This window comes from Pseudomonas sp. DWP3-1-3b3 (genome assembly GCF_049896305.1).
GTDB lineage: Bacteria > Pseudomonadota > Gammaproteobacteria > Pseudomonadales > Pseudomonadaceae > Aquipseudomonas > Aquipseudomonas azotoformans_A.
The window spans coordinates 475217-495527 of the sequence record NZ_JAFCUA010000003.1 but is presented as its reverse complement, the minus strand read 5'-3'; the positions used below and the strand labels follow the sequence as shown (position 1 = coordinate 495527).

The following is a 20311-nucleotide window of genomic DNA, read 5'->3' as shown; positions in this document are numbered from 1 at the left end:
CTCCTACTTAAAGAATGAAGTGGCTCGCTCTACGCACTTGCGCGCCAGGATGGTCGTCGGATCCACCAGTGCCACACGGTGCTGGTTGATCTGAAACGACTCACTGTGCGCCAACACCAACGGCAATTCCGTACACCCCAAAATCAACACCCTCGCCCCCTGCTCACACAAATGCTCTGCCGCCAGCAGCAATTGCTCGCGGCAGACGCCCTCGGTGAATCCGGCCTTGATACCCCGCTCGCCATAAATCGCTTCCATCACCAGCGCCTGGTAATCGAAACCGGGTGTGATGAGTTGCAACCCCGAACGCCGCGCCGCCTGGTGGTAGACCTGGCTTTGCAGGGTGCCGGAGGTCGCCAGCAGGCCAACCGCCTGGCCACTGCCATAGGTGCTCACGATCCACTCCACTGTTTCGCTGAGCATGTTGACGATGGGCACGCGCAAATGCGCCTGGATGCGTTCGACAAACGCATGGGCGGTGTTGCACGGGATCGCGATGGCTTGGGCGCCAGCACTTTCCAGGCGTTTGCAGGTGGCGTACAGCGCAAGGGTGGGGTCGGTTTCGTCGCGCAGCAGGTTGGCGGTTCGATCAGGGATTTGCGGATTCTGCTCCACCACCATCTTGATATGGTCCTGGTCCTTGCCAGCCGGTGTGTGGGCGACCACCTTGCCCATGAAGTCCACGGTGGCCGCAGGACCGACGCCACCGACGATGCCCAGTTTGAACGGCGGCTGGCGTGTCGGGCCGTCGGCCTGGGTGGCGAACTCGGCATAGATCTGGTTGATGTCGAGCACACTGATGCCGCGCCGCTGCAGGTCGCCGCACACCAGCGACAGCTCGGTCATGCCCGGCACGATCACCGTGGCGCCCTGCCCTTGCAATGACAGGCACGCCTGGTACACCGACTCCAGCGGCACACCGTCGAGGTGGCCGTCCTTGATGCCATTGACGCCATACATTGCCTCCATCAACGCGACCTGGGCGTGGTCCTCCGGATACACCAGGTTGAAGTGCTGGCCGAGGTGCTGTTCGAACAAACCAGCGTGGCGCACGAAGTCCGATGCAATCACGCCCAGGGTGGCACCCGGTGCGACACTGCGCAGGATGTGCCGGACGAGTGCCTGCATCATGTCCAGCACGGGAATACCCAGCTCCTGCTGGATTTCCTCACGAAAGGTCTGGCTGGCGAAGCACGGCAGGAGTACCGCATCCACGCCACTGTCTTCAAAGGTCTTGCACACCTGGAACACATAGAATTTGCGCGCGGTCATGCTCGCGTGGCGGTCCAAAGGCAACAACACATCCTTGAAGGGGTGCTGCTCGAACAGGAAGTGATAGCGGCCCTGGTCCTCCAGCACGGCCCTGGATTTGACCAGTTTGTAGAACAGATCGCCGCCCGCCAGCGAGCCGAGCCCGCCGACGATGCCCAATCGAGAAGTGGTGGTCATGTGCGCACCATCTGCGGCAGCTCGGCAGGTGCTTCCTCGGTCTCGGATTTCGCCACCACCGCCGTGGCGATGCTGTTGCCCACCACATTGGTGGCGGTGCGCGCCATGTCGAGAAACTGGTCGATGCCAATGATCAGCAGCAGCCCAGCTTCAGGCAGGTTGAACATCGGCAAGGTCGCCGCTACCACCACCACCGACGCACGCGCCACGCCGGCCATGCCTTTGCTGGTGATCATCAGCGTCAGGAGAATCAGCAGTTGCTGGGTGAAACTCAGGTCGATGTTGTAGGCCTGGGCGATAAACATGATCGCGAACGCCTGGTACATCATCGAGCCGTCAAGGTTGAAGGAGTAGCCCAGCGGCAACACGAAACTGGAGACGCGCTTGGGCGCGCCGAATTTCTCCAGGGCCTCCATGGTTTTCGGGTAGGCCGACTCGCTGCTGGCCGTGGAGAACGCCAACAGGATCGGCTCGCGGATCAGCTTGCCGAGGGTGAACACCGAACGCCCGAGAAACAGGTAACCGGCGGCGAACAGCAACACCCAGAGCAAGGCTATGCCCAGGTAGAACTCGGCGATCAGCTTGGCGTAATCCGCCAGCAGGCCCAGGCCGTTGGTGGTGATTGCCGAAGCAATGGCGGCAAACACGCCGATCGGTGCGAAGGCCATCACGTAGTCGGTGATCTTGAACATCACCTTGGCCAGCTCGTCCACGGTGTCGGTGATACGCGTGTAACCGGCGCGCTTGACGCCCGCCAGCGCGAAGCCAAAGAACAGCGAAAACACCACGATCTGCAGGATCTCGTTGTTGGCCATCGCCTCGGCAATGCTGCGCGGGAACACGTGACTGATAAAGGTCTTGAGACTGAAGTCCCCGGTATTGACCGGCACCGCCGCCGTGGCGTGTTGCACCACCTGCATGTTCAACCCGGCACCCGGCTGGAACAGGTTGACCAGCGCCATGCCGAGCATCAGCGAGACCAGCGACGCCGTGACAAACCACAGCATGGCCCGCATCCCGATACGCCCCACCGAACGCGAACTGCCCATGCTCGCGATGCCGCCCACCAAAGTGGCGAACACCAGCGGCGCAATGATCATCTTGATCATGCGCAAAAAGATGTCGGTCACCATCGAAAAGTACCCGGCCAGTTCCTTGGCGGCCTGCTCGCTGCCGGCATAGTGGTGACACGCCCAACCCACCAGCACGCCCAGGACGATGCCGACTGCAATGCGACGGGGGAGTTTGTTCTTCTTCACAGGTGCGGCCCTCGGATGGCTTTTGTTGTATGCCGAGGATTCTAGGGACAGCCCCCGACCACCATGATGAGTAATCCGGCTAACCCGATGCGCTTTTGGAATAGTTTGCAAAAAGCCAAGCCCCGCCTGGGCGCGGACGCTTACACTCAAGGTTCATCGCCTGGAGAACCGGCATGCAGATCAAATGGTTGGACGACCTCTTGGCCATCGCCGAGTGGAAGAACTTTTCCCGCGCCGCCGAAGTGCGCTGCGTGACGCAATCGGCCTTGTCGCGGCGCATTCGCTCACTGGAAGAATGGGTGGGTGTCGAGCTGGTCGACCGTGGCACCTACCCGGTGCAACTCACCGCCGCCGGCGTCGCCTTCTGCAGCGAAAGCCGCGACGCCCTGGCCGGCCTGATGCGCCTGCGCGCCAGCCTGCGTGAAGTGGAACGCATGCCGGGGCGCTCGATCCAGGTGACCGCCGGCCACAGCCTGTCGATGACCTTCCTGCCCAAGTGGCTGGCGCAGTTCCAGCGGCACACCGAGCAGTTCAATGCACGGGTGGTGGCGGCGAATATTCATGACGCGGTGATTGCGCTGGAAGAAGGCAGCTGCGATTTGATGATCGTCTATCACCACCCCCTGGCGCCGATCCTGCTGGACGCCGAACGCTTTGGTAGCCTGGCCTTGGGACATGATGCGTTTATCCCACTGTGCGCCCCGGACAAGCGTGGCCGACCGCTGTATCGCCTACCGGGGAATGCGGGAAAACCCGTTCCGCACCTGGCTTACACCGCCACGACGTTCCTGGGCCGGGTTGCGGAAATCGTGATCAAGAATGGCCCCGCACCTGCCCTGTTGGAACGCTGCTACGAAGCCGACATGGCCATGCTGCTGATGCGCATGGCTATCGAAGGTTATGGCGTAGCGTGGCTACCCCAGAGCGCGGTGGTGGATGAGTTGGAACGTGGGCTGCTGGTGCGTGCCGGGGGAGAGGAATGGAGTACACGGTTGGAGATTCGCTCGTATTGCGCGGTTGAAAACCAGAACCCGACGATGAGGAAACTTTGGAGGACGCTGGAGAGGTTGCGCGAGGGCACCGACAGCCCTGGACCGGATATTGATTGATACATGGCGAAACCGTGATTCGTGACTAGACTGCTTGCGCACTGCACTGGTGATGGGAATCCTTGGATGAGTGAAGCAAACACACGGGCCGGGATGTTTTCCAGCCCGTGGCGACATAGGGAGCTGTTGGTTTCCATGATCCAGCGGGAAGTGATTGGTCGTTATCGTGGCTCCATCCTGGGGTTGCTGTGGTCGTTTCTCAATCCGTTGTTCATGCTGCTGGTGTACACCTTCGTGTTCAGCATGATGTTCAAGCTGCGCTGGCCTCAGGGCAGCGGCTCGCGGACCGAGTTCGCACTGCTGGTGTTTGCCGGGCTCCTGGTGTTCAACGTGCTGTCTGAATGCATGGTCCGTGCGCCCGGCCTGATTCTCTCCAACGCCAACTACGTCAAGAAAGTCCAGTTCCCACTGGAGATCCTGCCGTGGGTGGCGTTGGGTTCGGTGTTGTTCCATACCCTGGCCAGCCTGTTGATCTGGCTGATCTTTCACTTGGTGTTTTTCGGCCTGCCGCCGCTGACGGGCTTGTTGCTGCCCTTGGTGTTGCTGCCGCTGATACTGTTCTCCCTGGGCATTTCCTGGCTGCTGGCGTCGCTCGGGGTGTACCTGCGTGATGTCGGCCAGGTGGTGGGCGTGCTCACCACCTCGCTGATGTTCGTTTCTGCCATTTTCTACCCGGCCAGTGCTTTCCCACCGGCCTACCAAGGCCTGCTGCACCTCAACCCGCTCATCCTGATCGTGGAGCAGACCCGCGATGTGCTGTTCTGGGACGTGGTACCGGACCCCATCACTTGGTTCTGCGGCCTGCTCGCATCGGGTGCAGTCGCGTGGCTGGGCTTCACCTGGTTTCAGAAAACCCGCAAAGGATTTGCCGATGTGCTCTGACATCGCAGTACAAACGGCTCTCCTGAGCAAGTGCTACCACCTCTACGACACGCCCAGGGATCGGCTATGGCAAATGCTGGCCCGCGGCAAAAAACAGTTCTACCGTGAATTCTGGGCGCTCAAGGATGTGTCGCTGGAACTGCGCCACGGGGAAACCGTGGGGATCATCGGCCGCAATGGCAGCGGCAAATCGACGCTGCTGCAACTGATCTGCGGCACGCTGAGCGCGACATCCGGCAGCATCCAAAGTCATGGCCGGGTGGCGGCGTTGCTGGAACTGGGTTCCGGCTTCAACCCTGAATTCACCGGGCGCGAAAACGTTTACATGAACGGCTCTGTGCTGGGCTTGAGCCGCGCCGAAATCGAGTTGCGTTTCGACGAAATCACAGCATTCGCCAATATCGGTGACTTCATCGACCAACCCACCAAGACCTACTCCAGCGGCATGCTGGTGCGGCTCGCGTTTGCCGTGGCGGTGTGTGTGGAGCCCGATATCCTGATCGTCGATGAGGCGCTGGCGGTGGGCGATGCGTCGTTTCAATTCAAGTGCCTCAACCGATTGGAGACCCTGACGCAACAAGGCACCACGTTATTGTTCGTGTCCCATGACATGGGCATGGTCAAGCGTTTCTGCAATCGGGTGGTGTACCTGCGTGAAGGCCAGGTACGGGCCAGTGGAACGCCCGAAGAAATGGCCGAACTCTATCTGCTGGAGATGCGTGACGAGCAGCGTCGCTGGGCCAGCGGAGGAGCGGTTCCGGTCACGTCCAAGACCTTTCTCGCCAAACAGGGAGGCATCGCCTTTGGCACGGACGAGGGGCATATCCTGGCCGCCTGCTTTACCAACACCGACAGCCTGTATTCGAGTTTCGTCTATGGCGAAACCATTGAGATGCGTATCGAAACCACCGTGCGCGAGAACGTCGAACTGCCCAGCCTCAGTGTGACGATCCAGGAGGCCCGACTGTTGGTGATTGGCGGGGCCAACCTGCCGCTCCAGATGGAGGCGCCGCAAGCGGGCTGGCGCAAGGCGAGCATCACCGTGCGCTTCCCCGCCAATCTCGCGGCGGCCAAGTACCACATCACCCTCAAGCTGATGAACGGCCACACCGAGGAGACGGCGCAATTGATCGAGAAACAGGTTGCATTGCTGGCATTCGACACCCTGCCAGGTAACAAGGACTTTCTCGGTTTCGTTGACCTGGGCATCGCGGCCGTCGAAGGCATCAGTTGCACGGAGCGCCCATGAGTCGAGCATGGCAAGTCGGGATCTTCGGCACCTTCGATGTCGCCAACTATGGCGACTTGCTGTTTCCCATCATCGCCGAGGCGGAGCTGAGCCGGCGCCTGGGCGCGGTGAAGCTGCATCGCTTTTCCTACCATGACAAAACGCCCCCGCACTGGCCTTACGAAGTCACCTCAGTGAGCCGGTTGCCCGAGATTGCCGAGCATCTGGATGGGGTGCTGATCGGCGGTGGCTTCATCGTCCGTTTCGACAAGGTGATCGCAACCGACTACTACCCACCGAATGCTGCCATTCACCATCCCACCGGCTACTGGCTCACGCCTGCGGTGATCGCCCTGCAACACGGCATTCCACTGATATGGAATGCACCGGGCATGCACTGCAATGAGGTCCCGCCGTGGGCTGTCCCCCTGGTGAAACTGACCCTCGAACACAGCCCTCACGTTAAGGTACGGGACACGCTGTCGCAAGCGACCCTGGCCCGGTTGAGCGATACCGCCAAGGTCGAGGTGCTTCCCGACACCGCCTTTGGCCTGCCAAGGTTGCTCGACTCTCAATCGCCATCAGCCCGCTTCCTGGCGTTATGCGCCGAGGCCGACCTGACCCGGCCCTATCTGGTCGTGCATGCGATTGCGGGATTGGACAGTTTCCTGACCCTGTGGCGCACCCATGCCGCACAATTCGAAGACCTGCAACTGCTGATCCTGCCCATAGGCCCAGTGCTCGGTGATCATGAGTCGGTACTGGGCGAGGACCTCGCGCGCGCCCTGCGCCTGCCCTACTGGCCCGACCCATTGCTACTGGCCGAGTTGCTGGCCCACGCCGAAGGCGTGATCGGGCACAGCTACCACCTGGCGATCACCTCACTGGTGTTTGGCGTGCCGATCTTCTGCTCCGCCGACCTGGGCACGGGCAAATACACGGCACTGCCCTCCCACGGGCGGATCTTTCAATTGCGCAGGGACGTGGCGATTGATCCCCTCTGGTTTCGCGCACAGCTGGGCAGGCAGCCGATATCCGCTGCTACCGCCCAAGCGATGCAACAGCTTGAAACGCATTGGGATCGGGTTGCGGAACTCATCCGCGAGGGCCGCAGGCCCACCCAGCAAGCACTCAACCAGTATTGGCAAGCCTTGCCCGGTGTGCTCGAAGGCCTGCACACCCACATCCAACACCAGGCCGCCGAGCTACAGGCCGAACGTGAACACCAACAACACGCGCTTGAGGCGTTGTATCACTCCAACTCGTTCAAGCTGACGGCGCCGTTGCGCCACCTTCGTCGCACTCTGGAGAAATGGCTGGGAGCCCTTCGACATGATTGACCTGAGCAAATTGAGAGCCCATCGCTTGCAGTCCGCCCCGTATTCATGGGCGGAAATCGACGGACTGTACGCCCCGGAAGATGCCCGAGCACTGGCCGACACCTACCCACACGATCACTTCAAGACGGTATCCGGCTACGGCGGAGCCAAGGATTACGAATACGAGGCACGACAGCTGATTGCCATGGGCAGCCACCAAGTGGTCAACCCGCACGCCTTGAGCCGGCAATGGCTGGCATTGACCCATAGCCTGTGTTCACTGCAGTACCGCGAGGCGATGTCTGCGTTGACCGGGCTGGACCTGACCCAGGTGCCCATGGAGGCCAATGTTTTCCATTACGGTCCTGGCGCCAACCTGGGGCCTCACCCGGACCTGGCCGACAAACTGGTCACGCACATCCTGTATTTCAATCAAAGCTGGAACCCCGCCGAGGGCGGCTGCCTGCAGATTCTGGGCTCCGCCGAGGCCTGCGACGTCCTGGCCCAGGTGGTGCCGGTGGTCGGCAACTCCGCCATCCTGGTGCGTTCGGACCACTCCTGGCACGCCGTGTCGCGCGTGGTGCCGGGTTGCCGCTCCTCCAGGCGCAGCGTGACCGTCACGTTCTACCGTCCGGGCGCCACCAGTTCGATGTGGCCGGCCGATGACAAAACACCCCTGCATCACTACGAGAAAACAGCGGGTGGAGTCGTATCGTGAACACGGACAAGGACAATCTGGCCACCCTCGATCGTGACAACGCACGTTTCGAACGAGATACGGCCCTCAGGGAACGAGACGCGGCGATTGCTCATATCGCCACCTTGAAAAACACCCGTTCATGGCGGCTCACGCGCCCCTTGCGAACGGTGCTTCACTGGTTCCGATACGGCTCGGTTCCGCCAGAGTCCGAGTCACTCGACTTCTTGTCGCAGGAAGTGCGGCCCTTCAAAACCGTATCGGCCGCCGATCCTGCGTCAGCGCTGCAAACGTCGCCGACAGAAGGCCGCTTCGATGTGTTCTGCTTCGCCAATATCGACTGGGCCGCACGCTACCAGCGCCCCCAGCAATTGATGAGCCAGTTCGCGCGCAATGGCTATCGCGTCTTCTACATCGTCCCGTCCCGGAGCCCCGCACCAGGACACGCCTACAGCAGCCTGGAAGTCGCAGCCGGCGTATTCGAAATCGCGTTGCAACCCCACGCGTTCATGGACTGCTACAACGACCGCATGACCGACCAGAACATACTGGCTTACTCACGTGCGATCGACGCGCTGACCCAGGACTTTCGCATCAAGACCGTGGTGTCCGTCGTTCACCTGGCCTTCTGGGCGCCGCTGGCCTACCAGCTTCGCAACGAGCATGGTTGGAAAATCCAATACGACTGCATGGATGACTGGGTAGGTTTTCCCGGTATCGGCGACGCCTTGCTGGAGCAGGAAGAAACCCTGGTCAAAACCGCCGATCTGGTGACGGTCACCGCCGCCCTGCTACAGGATAAATGGGCCCAGGTAAGCGACAACTGCCTGCTGTTGCGCAACGGGGTGGATTTTGAATTCTTCCAGCGCCATTGCGTGCCCAATGGGCTGCTGCCGGAGATCGAGCGGCCCTTGATCGGCTTTTACGGTGGCCTGGCCGAATGGGTGGACCTGCCGTTGATCGCCGCCATCGCCAGGCAACGTACCGACTGGAACTTCGTGTTTGTCGGTGACATTTTCGTCAAGGACCTGGCCGGCCTCGACCGCTTGCCCAACGTGCATCTGCTCGGCAGAAAACCCTACGCGCAGATGCCCTTGTACCTTTACCACTTCAATGTGTGCCTGATCCCCTTTCGCCTGTACAACGTCACCCATGCGGTTGACCCGGTGAAATTCTACGAATTCATCAGCGCAGGCAAACCCGTGGTGTCGGTGCCGCTGCAGGAAATGAAGCTCTACGAAGACTTCGTGTACTTCGCCAGTGAGCCACAGGCCTTCATCGAACAGATTGAACGGGCACTGGCCGAAACGGATCCCGGTGTCGCCAGCGCGCGCGTGGCACTGGCCAGCGCCAACGACTGGCGCAACCGCTTCGACGACAACCTTGCCGCCCTGACCGCCCTGCACCCCAAAGTGTCGATTGTGGTAGTCACCTACAACAACGTCCACCTGACCCAGGGCTGCATCCAGAGCCTGCTGCAAAATACCACTTACCCCCATTACGAACTGATCATTGTCGACAACGCCTCTTCGGACGATACGCGCAACTACCTGCGCTACCTGAGCCGCACCCAGGCCAATGTCTCCATTGTGCTCAATGAGCGCAACCTGGGCTTTGCGGCCGCCAATAACCAAGGGCTGAAACTGGCGACCGGCGACTACCTGGTGCTGCTCAACAACGACACCGTGGTGCCCAAAGGCTGGGTCGACCCGTTGCTGCGGCACCTGCAAGACCCGCAGATAGGGCTTGTCGGCCCGATGACCAACGCAGTGGGTAACGAAGCCAAGGTGGCGATCGACTACGTTGACCTCGACGAAATGGAGGCGTTTGCCGACCGCCACGTTGCACTGCATCGCGGCCGATCCTTTGATATCAGCATGCTCGCCATGTTCTGCGTGGCCATGCGCCGAGAGGTGTTCGAGCGCATCGGCTGGCTGGATGAAGCGTTCGGTATCGGCATGTTCGAGGACGACGACTATAGCCGGCGCATCCAGGCAGCCGGCCTGCGCACGGTGTGCGCAGAAGATGCGTTCATCCACCACTATGGGCAGGCGGCGTTCAAGAAGTTGATTGCCAACGGTGACTATCAGGCGCTGTGGGACAAGAACCAGGCGTACTTCGAAAGCAAATGGGGTGCATGGAAACCGCACGAGCCGCACCGGCAATCGGGCACGAAATAATCAAGGGAGGGAGGACACCGTGTTCAAGCAAATCATGAACAAGCTCAACGGCAAGTTGCAAAACATCACCCCCGACAAACAAGTCACGGCCGATCACTGGTCAGAAAACATGGCCGGCTCCGATGCTTTTTCGGCGGACGTCTATTGGCTGGCCGTGCCCGCGGTGCAGCAACGCCACCAACGCAAGGCGACCGCCGGCCAAGGCTATCCGGGCTGGGTTCAGTACTGCCTGGGGGAGTTCCTGGGCAAGCCACCACCTGGCGTACGGATGCTGAGTATCGGTTGCGGCACCGGCACCCTGGAGCGAGAGCTGTTCCGGCTCAATGCCTTCGAACACTGTGATGCACTGGACATTGCACCGGCCGCCATCGAGGTCGCCAAGGCCGAAGCCTCGGCGATCGGCGCATCGACGATCCATTATTCGTTGTGCGACGTCGAGCGTACCGACCTTCCCGCCCATCACTACGACGCGGTCTGGTTCAATGGCTCGCTGCACCATATCCGTGAGTTGGAGGTTGTCTGCCAGCGGGTGCGCAATTGCCTGAAGCCGGGTGGCTGGCTGTTTTTCAACGAGTATGTCGGCGCCAACCACTTTGCCTTCGATGCCCAGCAACGCAGTGCCATCAGCCACGCGTTCGGCTTGATTCCCGAGCACCTGCGCCGGTCGTTCGTCCAAGGCTCGTTCGGTCAGGTGCAGCAAGTCGTCCCGTTGCCCGACCCGGCCGAAGTGGTCAAAGTCGACCCTTCGGAAGCCGTGCGTTCGGCAGACATTCTTCGAGTGGTGGAAGAGCATTTTGATATCCGCGCATTGAACCTGTGCGGAGGAACGTTGCTGCAATTTCTGCTGCATGGCATCGCCGGCAACTTCAAGCAGGGCAACCCGCAGTCTCTGCGGGTGCTGCAGATGTTGTTCGACATTGAAGACGGCCTGATCGAGTCGGGCACGCTGAAAAGTGACTTCGTGATCGTTGCCGCCACACCGGGAAAACCCGCATGACGCTGGCCACCCGATGCTGATCGAACGACGGCCTTCTCGCTGGAAGCGCTGGCGCCAGGCCTATCACCGGCTACCACTGCCGATCGGCGTGAAAAAGTTGCTCGCGAGCATTTACCGAAGAATTTTACTCAGGGCCATAAGCGTATTAAGGGGCGCCCTGAGGCCCAGGCAAGTCTTCGCCAGCCCCACCTTGAGGCCGCAGCCACAACAAGCCGAGTTGGCCGATTACATTGTCTGGGGCGCTATCGATTGGGATTTCCGCCACCAGCGCCCACAACAACTGGCCCAGGCATTGAGCGCCACTGGACGTCGGGTCATCTATGTCTCAACCTCATTGAAAGACACTTCCCAGGCCGGCTTTGCTGTGGAACCGCTGGACCAGGACAACCGACTGTTCCAGGTTCACCTGTTTGCCCGTGGCGCTCCGTCGATCTACGCCGGCGCGCCGGATGCCCAACAACTTCACCAGTTGCGTCGCAGCATCGGCGAGGTGCTGCTCTGGGCCGGTTGCGGACGGGTGATCTCGCTGGTGCAACACCCCTTCTGGTGCGACATCGCCAGCGAGTTGCCTGACGGCCGATTGCTCTACGACTGCATGGACCACCATCAAGGGTTTGGCGACAACGCGCCCGGCATCCTGCAACTCGAACAACGACTGGTGCGCAATGCCGACCTCAGGCTGTTCACCTCTGACTGGCTGGCCCGGCAATGGCCAGACCCACACGACGCGCCCCGCGCGGTTGTGCGCAATGCCGCTGACTTCGCCAGGTTCACCAGCCCACCCTTGACCCCTTATCGAGACCGCTTCAACCGCTCGGTCATCGGCTACTACGGCGCGATTGCCCATTGGTTTGACACTGCACTGGTGGGCAGCATCGCGCGGGCTTTTCCAGCGCATGTGGTGCTGTTGATCGGGGCCGATACGGCCGGCGTCCGGGGGAAGTTACGCAACCAACCAAACGTCGAGTTTATAGGCGAAGTGCCCTACTCCGCCCTGCCCCACTACCTGCATGGTTTTGACGTTTGCATCATGCCGTTTCACGTGACGGAACTGACGCTCGCCACCAACCCGGTGAAAGTCTACGAGTACCTGAGCGCAGGTAAACCGGTGGTGACGGTGGACTTGCCAGAGATGCGGCAATTCGGCGCGCTGGTGCAGGTGGCCCAGGACAGCCAGGCGTTCATCGCCGCGATCGGTCGTGCCCTGGTTCCGTCGACGCCGGAGCAAATCAGCCAGCGACAGGCATTCGCCGCAACGCAGACCTGGACGCACCGTGTCGAGACGCTTACCGCCCTGGCCGAAAGCCGCGACCACACAGCGCGAATCAGCGTCATCGTGGTGACCTACAATAATCTGGCGTTGACGCGCGCCTGCCTGGACAGTCTAGAGAGCGAGCGCGACGGCCCTGCGCTGGAAATCATCGTGGTGGACAACGCGTCCGGTGACGGCACCCCGGAATTTCTCACGCAATGGGCGGCCAACCGTGGACAAACGGTCATTCTCAACAGCGACAACCGTGGCTTCGCAGCTGCGAATAACCAAGGGCTTGAGATCGCCAGCGGTGATTATCTGGTGCTGCTCAACAACGACACACAGGTGACTGCGGGCTGGGCGGGTACGCTGCAACGGCATTTGCAGCGTAATCCCGAGCTGGGGCTGATCGGTCCGAGCACCAACAACATCGGCAACCAGGCCAGGGTCGACGTCGATTACACCCACCTGGCCGACATGCCGCAGGCGGCCAGGCGCTATACCTGCCAGCACCTGGGCGAACTCATCAGGCTGCCGACCTTGGCATTTTTCTGTGTGATGATGCCGCGCACGACCTACCTGCGAATCGGCCCGCTCGACGAAGTCTATGGGCGCGGTTTCTTCGAAGATGATGACTACTGCCGGCGCGTGGAGCTGGCCGGTTTGATGAGTGCGTGTGCCCGTGATGTGTTTGTCCATCACCAACTCTCGGCGTCGTTCGGGCAAATCAAAAGCAGTGAGCGCCAGGCACTGTTCAACAGGAACAAAGCCATTTATGAAACCAAGTGGGGCGCATGGGTTCCCCATGAGCATGACTAAGGCAGGTCCTGTTTCGACAACGAAAACAACCTGGGGACAAAGCCCAGGTCCCGTGTGGCATGGGCATGATCGAACACCAGGTCTTGGTTCATCCGCTCGACCATGGCCACCGACCAGTGGCGGTAGCGCGGAAACCATTGCAACAACGCAACGGCGATCCGAAACAGCCAGAGTGGCACCCTGAACAACCGCGGGCGCCGTCCCAGTGTGGCAAAGATCCGTGTGACCATCTCTCGGTAGGACAATACTTCGCCTCCGGAAAGGTCATAGCAGTGATGGCAAACCTGAGGCGACTGCAACGCACGCACACAGGCGAGCGCCACATCCTCGGCATGCACGGGTTGGCGTAGCCCAACCCCGTGGCCAAACAGTGGAAAAAAACCGAAGCGGCGAATGAGCCCTGCGATCCGCGTGATGTTTTTGTCCTGGCCCAGGCCGTAGATCAGTGTCGGACGCAGAATGGCCCAGTGCACCCCATGCTCCTGCGCCCATACCTCAAAGCGGTCCTCGGCGTCCTGCAACTGGCTGGCGAGGCGTCTCTCCTGAGGGTCGCAAGAATGGCCCTTGGTAAAACGGCTGGTGGAAGACAAAGCTACCACTTTGCGCGCTCCGCAGGCTTGCAGCCACGCAAAATGCGCCGGCAGCGCGATGACCGGCGCCACGCAGATCCACAAAGCAATGGGCGGCATCGGCTCACTCAATACGTCTTCGGGAATGAGTCGCCACTTCACGGCCTCGGTGTCCGCATCACGTTGTCGTTGTCGGGAAAACGCAATGACCTTGAAGTGATCACGGACAAGCCCGGCAAGCACGCAGCGGCCCACCAGGCTGCTTGCCCCCAGTACTCCCACGGTGATGTCAGGCACGCGCACCGCCTATTCTGGCCAGTACCAACCGGCCCGCGAGGGCGGTGGAGACCAGGCAGAAACGCAGCCAAACCCCCACTACCACGCAGCGCCACAGCCCCTCGGAATAGCGCGCCTTAAAGAACTTTTTATAGAACCTCACCATGCCGTAATGCTTGTGCCACTCCACGAAGAACGGTCTATCGCGGCTGCAGCTTCCCTTTGCATGAACGACCTGTGCCTGTGGCACAAACACCACACGCCACTGTTCAAGCTTGAAGCGCATGCACCAATCCAGGTCTTCGCAGTGCAGAAAGTAGCCCTCATCCCAGGGCCCTACACGCTCCAGGGCTTCACGCTTGACCAGCATGCACGCCCCCGAGATGGCTTCCACGACAACCGGCTCGACAGGAAGCGGCTCGCGGTGCATAAGGAAATCAGCGCAGAGGGAAGGAAACAACCCGTTCAGGCGTGACAACCCAAAAGCCCGTATGAATGCACGCCTGGGCGTAGGGAAAACCCGTCGCCCACCCGGCTGTTCGGAACCATCGGGATTGCACAGGAAACCACCGACCATACCGGTGGCCGCATCGTTTTGCAGTGCGTCCATCATGCAACGCAGTGCACCGGCCATCAGGACACAATCAGGGTTCAGGAACAGCAGCGCATCCGCACCGGAAACCTTCGCACCCACGTTGCAGGCCGCCGCAAACCCCAGGTTTCGCTCATTCCTGATGATGCTCAGTCGCTTGTCCGCAAGGAAAGTATCCAGGTGTGCAAGGCTCCCATCATGGGAAGCATTGTCCACCACAATCACGTGCAGCGCGCCTTCCCTCAACGCCGACGCCACGCACTCGGCGATCAACTCACCGGCGTTGTAGTTGACGACAATGACATCGCAGTTATGCATGAAGCCCGGCGGCATCAAAGCGAGCGTCCCATGAGTGTTGCAGTGCAAATGCCCGAGCCTCATCCACATCCCGCTCACACTGCAACGCAGCCTCGGCCAAGGTGGCAAGATCGGTCAGCGACTGACTGATAAAAACGCCTGGCAGACCTGCACGGCCGTGCATTTCGCCAAAGTCCGTCGAGATCACCGGCAATGCCAGTGCGCGGTATTCGTAATACTTGATCGGATCGACCGCAGCGGTGAGTTCATTGGACTTGAACGGAATCAACCCCACATCGAACTCCGCCATGGCCTCCAACGCCGCCCCGTGATCACCCGCAGGCAGCACGACGATGTTGTCCGGCAACTGAAAGCCCGGGTTCCCGAAGACCGGTCCCATCAAACGGATTTCATCGTTCGGCCGGGCCCGACCCAGTGCGACAACCCACTCCCAGTCAAACCAGGCGGCCATGGTCCCTACGTAACCGAATACTTTCCGGGTGGTTGACCCCGTTGGCGGTTTCACTGCCAGTATGGCCGACAGGTCCAGGCCGTTATGCACCAGGTGCACGTCATCGCGATGATTGCGCCACTGCGCATCAAGCCCGGAACTGGAGGCCCAGAGGTGATCCACTCGCTGGGCGATCAAGCGCTCGCATCGAGCCAACGCGGAGCGGGAAATGCCCGAATAAAAAGCCGGAAAATCGTCCATCGCATCGTACAGGGACGAGCAATGACGAAGGCGCTGCAACAACAAGCGGGCCAGGACCGAGGGTTTACCGACCACCAGCAAGGTGGGTGAGCCGTTGGCGAACTCATCGATCGCACGCAAGGCGTGTCGCCAGACAAGACGATTCACCCAACTCGAACCCGGCAGGGGCTCAATGGGCAACCCGCCGGGTTTCAGCACTGTGAGCCAGGATGGCGTAGCCGCGGGTTGACGCGGCGCCGGGGGATTCCACAGACGCCCCAGATCACTCCACTTGGGTAGCCGAGTGGGGTAAGGATCGACCCACAGCACCGGCTCGCCCGTGCGATGATGAAGCCACTCGACAAACTTATGCGGCCGCTGGGCAAAGCTCTCCCAAGGCAATGGCGAGAGAATGATCAGGCGCGTCAACAAAAATGCTCGCGCAGGGCCTGGACGATACGCCCCGCAGCCTGCCCATCGCCGTAAGGCGAAACACCTTGCGCCATCAGGCGATAGGCCGAGCTATCGTCCAACAAGCGCTGGGCCTCCTCGACGATACGCGCGCAGTCCGTACCGACGAGCCTGGCCCCACCTTGCGCAACCGCCTCCGGACGCTCGGTTTCTTCGCGTAACACCAGCACCGGCTTGCCCAGTGCAGGCGCTTCTTCCTGCACGCCTCCGGAATCGGTAAGGATGAGATAGGCCGCCTTCATCGCCGCGACGAACACGGGATAGCCCAGCGGTGCGCACAAGGTAAAGTTCGGTAGCCCAGCCAGGCACATCTGCGCAACATCCTTAATGCTGGGGTTTGGATGAACCGGGAAAAGGAACTGAACCTGCGGATTGTTTTCGGCCAGGGTTCGCAAAGCACGGCAGATATTCTGGAACGGTTCGCCAAAATTCTCCCTGCGGTGTGAGGTCACCAACACCAGGCGCTTGCTCGGATCAATATCCAGACCCAGTTCCACGCCCATGGCGGCAGTGGTCAACAGGGCATCGATCACTGTATTGCCAGTGACAAAAATATTGGCGTTGATGACGCCCTCTTTCAGCAGGTTCTGCCGGACACCTTCGGTCGGCACGAAGTGCCAGCGCACCAACTTCCCCGTGATTACCCGATTGGCCTCTTCGGGAAACGGCTGCTGAATATCCCCGGTGCGCAGACCGGCTTCGACATGACCCACCGGTATACGGTGATAAAAACAGGCCAAGGCCGAAGCCAGCACTGAAGTGGTATCGCCTTGAACCAGGACGACGTCGGGCTTCTCCTTCAGCAGGACCTTGTCCAAGTCGAGCAGCAGGTGGGCCGTTAGGGTAGACAACGTCTGACTCGGCCGCATGATGTCCAAGTCAGTGTCCGGGGTGATGCCGAAAAAACCCAGGGTCTGATCCAGTAACTGGCGATGTTGCGCCGTCGCTAAAACATGCACCTGCGCCCAACGCTCTTTTTTCAAGGCCAAAATGACCGGGGCCATCTTGATGGCCTCGGGACGCGTCCCGATCACGCAAAGAATTTTTACCACAGACACCAAAACCTATTTCCCATATCCGTAGAGTGGCTGGGACGCTCACGCATTCAGGCCATGCGCAATGCCAGCCGTTTTGCCCACACCTTCCCTTGTGTTTCTGGATGCTGCGGAGTTACTGCTCGGTTTCGGAATTCAAGCCGTCACGAGCCTGGTTTGATCAATACGTTTAATACACATCTTGAAACTGACGAAACGAGCATAGGTCAGATTGCGCGCTTTGCACGGCAAATGCCGGACAGGTCGGCTGCAGCCGGCAAGCAAGTTCACATTGACCTGCTTGATTGCATTGACATATCGGTAAATCTCGATATCCTCACACCATGGACCTACTCGAAATATTCAAAGCGCTCTCAAACCGGACTCGACTCGAAATCCTGAAAGGTTTGAAGGACCCCGAAAAGAACTTCCCTGCCCAGGATGAAGGGGACGTTCATACGGTGGGCGTTTGCGTCAGCAGTATTCAGGAAGGCGTCGGGCTGTCGCAGTCGACCGTGTCCGATTACCTGGCAACGCTGCATCGAGCTGGCCTGATCGAAACCCGGCGCATCGGCCAATGGACCTACTACAAGCGAAACGAAGCAACCATCAGTGCGCTCGCCGAGATCATTGGCAAGGAGCTGTAATTTTTTGACCCAAGATATCGAGAATTCCCGATATCCCTTTTTGCCGAAACGAGGTAATGCAATGAAAGCGATGAGGCTTAAATCATTTGGCGGCCCGGATTCGTTCGAACTCTGCGAGGTGCCCACGCCGGTGCCGCACACGGGACAGGTCCTTGTGCGGGTACACGCCACCTCCATCAACCCGCTGGATTATCAGGTGCGACGCGGAGACTACTCCGACCTGGTGCCCCTCCCCGCCATTACTGGCCATGACGTCTCGGGCGTTGTCGAAGCCGTCGGGCCCGGCGTGACGAACTTCGTGCCAGGCGACGAAGTCTGGTACACCCCGCAGATATTCGACGGCCCCGGCAGTTATGCCGAATACCACGTGGCGGCCGAAAACATTGTCGGGAAGAAACCGCCCACACTGAGCCACCTGGAAGCGGCCAGCCTGAGCCTTGTTGGCGGAACGGCATGGGAAGCGCTGACCGTGCGCGCAGCGCTTCGAGTGGGAGAAAGCATCCTGATCCACGGCGGTGCAGGCGGTGTGGGCCACGTCGCGATCCAGCTGGCAAAAGCCATCGGTGCCAGGGTGTTCACCACTGTGCGTGAAGCCAACGCTGAGTTCGCACGAAGCCTGGGCGCCGACGTGATCATCGACTACGAAAAGGAAGACTACGTCGACGTGATCATGCGGGAAACAGAGGGGCGCGGCGTCGATGTGATATTCGATACGCTCGGCGGCAACACGCTGTCGCGCAGCCCTGACGCACTGGCGCAACTGGGCCGCGTGGTGTCGATCGTCGACATTGCCCAACCACAGAACCTGGTGCAGGCCTGGGGCAAGAATGCGAGTTATCACTTCGTGTTCACCCGGCAAAACCGCGGCAAACTCGACGAGTTGAGCACATTGGTAGCACGGGGTCAGTTGCGTCCACACGTCGGCGCCGTCTACGCACTGGCTGACATCGCACTCGCCCATGCCCGGTTGGAGAGCCCCAACAACGGCCTCCAAGGCAAAATCGCGATCGCCATCGAGCCCACCGCAGGAGCCAAGCCATGATCTACGAAATCGCCCTGCTCCCCGTTCACAAAGAACAGATTGAAACGTTCAGACAGGCGTTTGCCGAGGTCGCGCCCCTGCTCACCCGCGCAAAGGGCTACCTGGGCCACATGCTCGCCCAAGGGATCGAAACACCTGAGCGCTTCAACCTGATCGTGCGCTGGGCATCGCTCGAAGACCATACGCCAGGATTCGAAGCCAGTGACGATCACCAGGCATTCATGCAGGGCCTGGAGACATACTTTTCTGCAGAACCGCAGGTCTATCACATTGAGGGCACGGCCTTCGCCTGAATAAGCCAACAGTAAAAAGCCTGCCGCGCGGCAGGCTTTTCTTTATCCGCTGTCTTGTCATGAGCAGGGCTAACGATTCAGTGAAATCAATTCATTTTCACTCAAGCAATCCCTCAGCCTAAACTGTTTGTTAATTAAAGACACTGTAAAGACCTCTGAGTAAAACCAGGTGAGACGTTCTTTCAGGTTTATCTCAGACATCAGGGTGCCAGAGTAATGAGCAAAGCATTCACGTTCAGCATTAAGCGAATTCGTTTCGACGAACACTATCAACCGTCCGAAAATACGCGCATCACGACCAACTTTGCCAATTTGGCGAGAGGCAAGCGTCGTCAAGAAAACCTGCGCAATACCTTAAGGATGATTGACAACCGCTTTAATACCCTGGCGCATTGGGACAACCCCAAAGGCGATCGCTACACGGTCGAACTTGAAATTATTTCTGTTGAGATGAATATCGATACCGGCAGCACGGGCAACGGCATCCCCCTGATTGAAATATTGAAATCAAATATTATTGACCACAAGACCCATGAGCGTTTTGAGGGCATCGTAGGCAACAACTTCTCCTCCTACGTACGTGATTATGACTTCAGCGTGGTGCTGTTGGGGCACAACAAGGATCAAGCCGAATTCAGCACGCCAGATAACTTTGGCGATTTGCACGGAAAGCTGTTCAAGTGCTTCGTCAACTCCGATACCTACAAACAAAACTTCAATAAACCGCCGGTTATCTGCCTGAGTGTTTCGAACACCAAGACCTACCACCGGACTGAAAACCAGCACCCTGTCTTGGGCATTGAATACCAGCAGGATGAATACTCCTTAACGGATGAGTACTTCAATAAAATGGGGCTGAAGGTTCGCTACTTCATGCCGTCCAACAGCGTTGCGCCGCTGGCATTTTACTTTTCCGGTGATTTGCTCAGTGATTACACCAATCTTGAGCTGATCAGTACCATCAGTACCATGGATACTTTCCAAAAGATTTACCGGCCTGAGATTTACAACGCCAACTCGGCAGCCGGGCAATCTTACCAACCCAGTTTGAAGCACCAGGACTACTCATTAACCCTGATTGTTTATGACCGCGAAGAACGTAGCCAGTTGGCTATCGAGCAAGGAAAGTTTGTCGAAGAACACTTCATCAAACCGTACCAGGCTGTTCTTGAGCAGTGGTCCGCTCACTGCGCGCTTTGACTTATTTA

The 20311-nt window shown here is 59.6% G+C and carries 18 protein-coding genes; 12 read left to right on the top strand and 6 right to left on the bottom strand.

The annotated features are described in order from the left end of the window. Window positions 1–3 precede the first annotated feature (3 nt). The gene (locus ACP7BX_RS12170; protein WP_426126661.1) at window positions 4–1449 is read right to left on the bottom strand and encodes an amino acid racemase; all 1446 of its coding nucleotides are present in this window, start codon (window positions 1447–1449) and stop codon (window positions 4–6) included. Beyond that, the gene (locus tag ACP7BX_RS12165; RefSeq protein ID WP_426126659.1) at window positions 1446–2708 is read right to left on the bottom strand and encodes a dicarboxylate/amino acid:cation symporter; all 1263 of its coding nucleotides are present in this window, start codon (window positions 2706–2708) and stop codon (window positions 1446–1448) included. Before ACP7BX_RS12165 ends, ACP7BX_RS12170 begins: the two co-directional genes overlap by 4 nt. Before the next feature lie 173 nt (window positions 2709–2881). On the opposite strand from ACP7BX_RS12165, the gene ACP7BX_RS12160 reads away from it, so the two are divergent. The 8 genes from ACP7BX_RS12160 (at window position 2882) to ACP7BX_RS12125 (ending at window position 13191) form a co-directional block, all read left to right on the top strand. Further along, window positions 2882–3817, top strand: coding sequence for a LysR substrate-binding domain-containing protein (locus tag ACP7BX_RS12160; protein ID WP_426126657.1), 936 nt, complete (start codon window positions 2882–2884; stop codon window positions 3815–3817). A gap of 66 nt (window positions 3818–3883) precedes the next feature. Next, window positions 3884–4699: an ABC transporter permease gene (locus tag ACP7BX_RS12155; RefSeq protein WP_426126655.1), complete on the top strand. Its 816-nt coding sequence runs from the start codon at window positions 3884–3886 to the stop codon at window positions 4697–4699. Continuing rightward, window positions 4689–5948, top strand: a complete 1260-nt coding sequence (locus ACP7BX_RS12150) for an ABC transporter ATP-binding protein (protein WP_426126653.1) — start codon at window positions 4689–4691, stop codon at window positions 5946–5948. The genes ACP7BX_RS12155 and ACP7BX_RS12150 overlap by 11 nt, the downstream gene beginning before the upstream one ends. Beyond that, window positions 5945–7267 (top strand): polysaccharide pyruvyl transferase family protein, encoded by a 1323-nt coding sequence (locus tag ACP7BX_RS12145; RefSeq protein ID WP_314529762.1) that lies wholly within the window; start codon window positions 5945–5947, stop codon window positions 7265–7267. The genes ACP7BX_RS12150 and ACP7BX_RS12145 overlap by 4 nt, the downstream gene beginning before the upstream one ends. Further along, complete coding sequence (locus ACP7BX_RS12140) at window positions 7260–7964, top strand: 2OG-Fe(II) oxygenase (RefSeq protein WP_314529761.1); 705 nt, start codon at window positions 7260–7262, stop codon at window positions 7962–7964. The genes ACP7BX_RS12145 and ACP7BX_RS12140 overlap by 8 nt, the downstream gene beginning before the upstream one ends. Beyond that, the gene (locus ACP7BX_RS12135; RefSeq protein ID WP_314529760.1) at window positions 7961–10123 is read left to right on the top strand and encodes a glycosyltransferase; all 2163 of its coding nucleotides are present in this window, start codon (window positions 7961–7963) and stop codon (window positions 10121–10123) included. The genes ACP7BX_RS12140 and ACP7BX_RS12135 overlap by 4 nt, the downstream gene beginning before the upstream one ends. Before the next feature lie 19 nt (window positions 10124–10142). Next, complete coding sequence (locus ACP7BX_RS12130; RefSeq protein WP_426126650.1) at window positions 10143–11120, top strand: class I SAM-dependent methyltransferase; 978 nt, start codon at window positions 10143–10145, stop codon at window positions 11118–11120. A gap of 217 nt (window positions 11121–11337) precedes the next feature. Beyond that, entirely contained in the window at window positions 11338–13191 is a 1854-nt protein-coding gene (locus tag ACP7BX_RS12125; protein WP_426126648.1) for a glycosyltransferase, read from the top strand. On the opposite strand, the gene ACP7BX_RS12120 is transcribed toward ACP7BX_RS12125, so the two are convergent. The 4 genes from ACP7BX_RS12120 to wecB are packed head-to-tail and all read right to left on the bottom strand — an operon-like array spanning window position 13188 to window position 17145. After that, entirely contained in the window at window positions 13188–14057 is an 870-nt protein-coding gene (locus ACP7BX_RS12120; RefSeq protein WP_426126646.1) for an NAD-dependent epimerase/dehydratase family protein, read from the bottom strand. The two genes, ACP7BX_RS12125 and ACP7BX_RS12120, sit on opposite strands and share 4 nt — an antisense overlap. After that, window positions 14050–14961 carry a glycosyltransferase family 2 protein gene (locus tag ACP7BX_RS12115; RefSeq protein WP_314529756.1) on the bottom strand — a complete coding sequence of 304 codons (912 nt, stop codon included), beginning with the start codon at window positions 14959–14961 and terminating at the stop codon, window positions 14050–14052. Before ACP7BX_RS12115 ends, ACP7BX_RS12120 begins: the two co-directional genes overlap by 8 nt. Then, a complete protein-coding gene (locus tag ACP7BX_RS12110; protein ID WP_426126644.1) occupies window positions 14939–16045 on the bottom strand; it encodes a glycosyl transferase in 1107 nt (368 codons plus the stop codon). The genes ACP7BX_RS12115 and ACP7BX_RS12110 overlap by 23 nt, the downstream gene beginning before the upstream one ends. Beyond that, a complete protein-coding gene (gene wecB / locus ACP7BX_RS12105) occupies window positions 16042–17145 on the bottom strand; it encodes a non-hydrolyzing UDP-N-acetylglucosamine 2-epimerase (protein WP_426126642.1) in 1104 nt (367 codons plus the stop codon). The genes ACP7BX_RS12110 and wecB overlap by 4 nt, the downstream gene beginning before the upstream one ends. Before the next feature lie 320 nt (window positions 17146–17465). On the opposite strand from wecB, the gene ACP7BX_RS12100 reads away from it, so the two are divergent. The 4 genes from ACP7BX_RS12100 to ACP7BX_RS12085 all read left to right on the top strand — a co-directional run bounded on the left by ACP7BX_RS12100 (window position 17466) and on the right by ACP7BX_RS12085 (window position 20303). Continuing rightward, window positions 17466–17768, top strand: a complete 303-nt coding sequence (locus ACP7BX_RS12100; RefSeq protein ID WP_033900970.1) for an ArsR/SmtB family transcription factor — start codon at window positions 17466–17468, stop codon at window positions 17766–17768. A gap of 61 nt (window positions 17769–17829) precedes the next feature. Beyond that, complete coding sequence (locus ACP7BX_RS12095) at window positions 17830–18810, top strand: zinc-dependent alcohol dehydrogenase family protein (RefSeq protein WP_033900968.1); 981 nt, start codon at window positions 17830–17832, stop codon at window positions 18808–18810. Further along, window positions 18807–19103, top strand: coding sequence for an antibiotic biosynthesis monooxygenase family protein (locus ACP7BX_RS12090; protein WP_426126640.1), 297 nt, complete (start codon window positions 18807–18809; stop codon window positions 19101–19103). The genes ACP7BX_RS12095 and ACP7BX_RS12090 overlap by 4 nt, the downstream gene beginning before the upstream one ends. Window positions 19104–19319: 216 nt before the next feature. Beyond that, entirely contained in the window at window positions 19320–20303 is a 984-nt protein-coding gene (locus ACP7BX_RS12085; RefSeq protein WP_426126638.1) for a DUF1852 domain-containing protein, read from the top strand. Window positions 20304–20311 lie beyond the last annotated feature (8 nt).

Excerpts from the sequence above, each read along its gene's own strand:
- ACP7BX_RS12115 (WP_314529756.1), bottom strand. The coding sequence starts at position 14,961 with ATGCCGCCGGGCTTCATGCATAACTGCGATGTCATTGTCGTCAACTAC.
- ACP7BX_RS12085 (WP_426126638.1), top strand. The coding sequence starts at position 19,320 with ATGAGCAAAGCATTCACGTTCAGCATTAAGCGAATTCGTTTCGACGAA.
- ACP7BX_RS12155 (WP_426126655.1), top strand. The coding sequence starts at position 3,884 with ATGAGTGAAGCAAACACACGGGCCGGGATGTTTTCCAGCCCGTGGCGA.
- ACP7BX_RS12100 (WP_033900970.1), top strand. The coding sequence starts at position 17,466 with ATGGACCTACTCGAAATATTCAAAGCGCTCTCAAACCGGACTCGACTC.
- ACP7BX_RS12170 (WP_426126661.1), bottom strand. The coding sequence starts at position 1,449 with ATGACCACCACTTCTCGATTGGGCATCGTCGGCGGGCTCGGCTCGCTG.
- ACP7BX_RS12090 (WP_426126640.1), top strand. The coding sequence starts at position 18,807 with ATGATCTACGAAATCGCCCTGCTCCCCGTTCACAAAGAACAGATTGAA.
- ACP7BX_RS12150 (WP_426126653.1), top strand. The coding sequence starts at position 4,689 with ATGTGCTCTGACATCGCAGTACAAACGGCTCTCCTGAGCAAGTGCTAC.
- ACP7BX_RS12140 (WP_314529761.1), top strand. The coding sequence starts at position 7,260 with ATGATTGACCTGAGCAAATTGAGAGCCCATCGCTTGCAGTCCGCCCCG.
- ACP7BX_RS12160 (WP_426126657.1), top strand. The coding sequence starts at position 2,882 with ATGCAGATCAAATGGTTGGACGACCTCTTGGCCATCGCCGAGTGGAAG.
- ACP7BX_RS12095 (WP_033900968.1), top strand. The coding sequence starts at position 17,830 with ATGAAAGCGATGAGGCTTAAATCATTTGGCGGCCCGGATTCGTTCGAA.
- ACP7BX_RS12145 (WP_314529762.1), top strand. The coding sequence starts at position 5,945 with ATGAGTCGAGCATGGCAAGTCGGGATCTTCGGCACCTTCGATGTCGCC.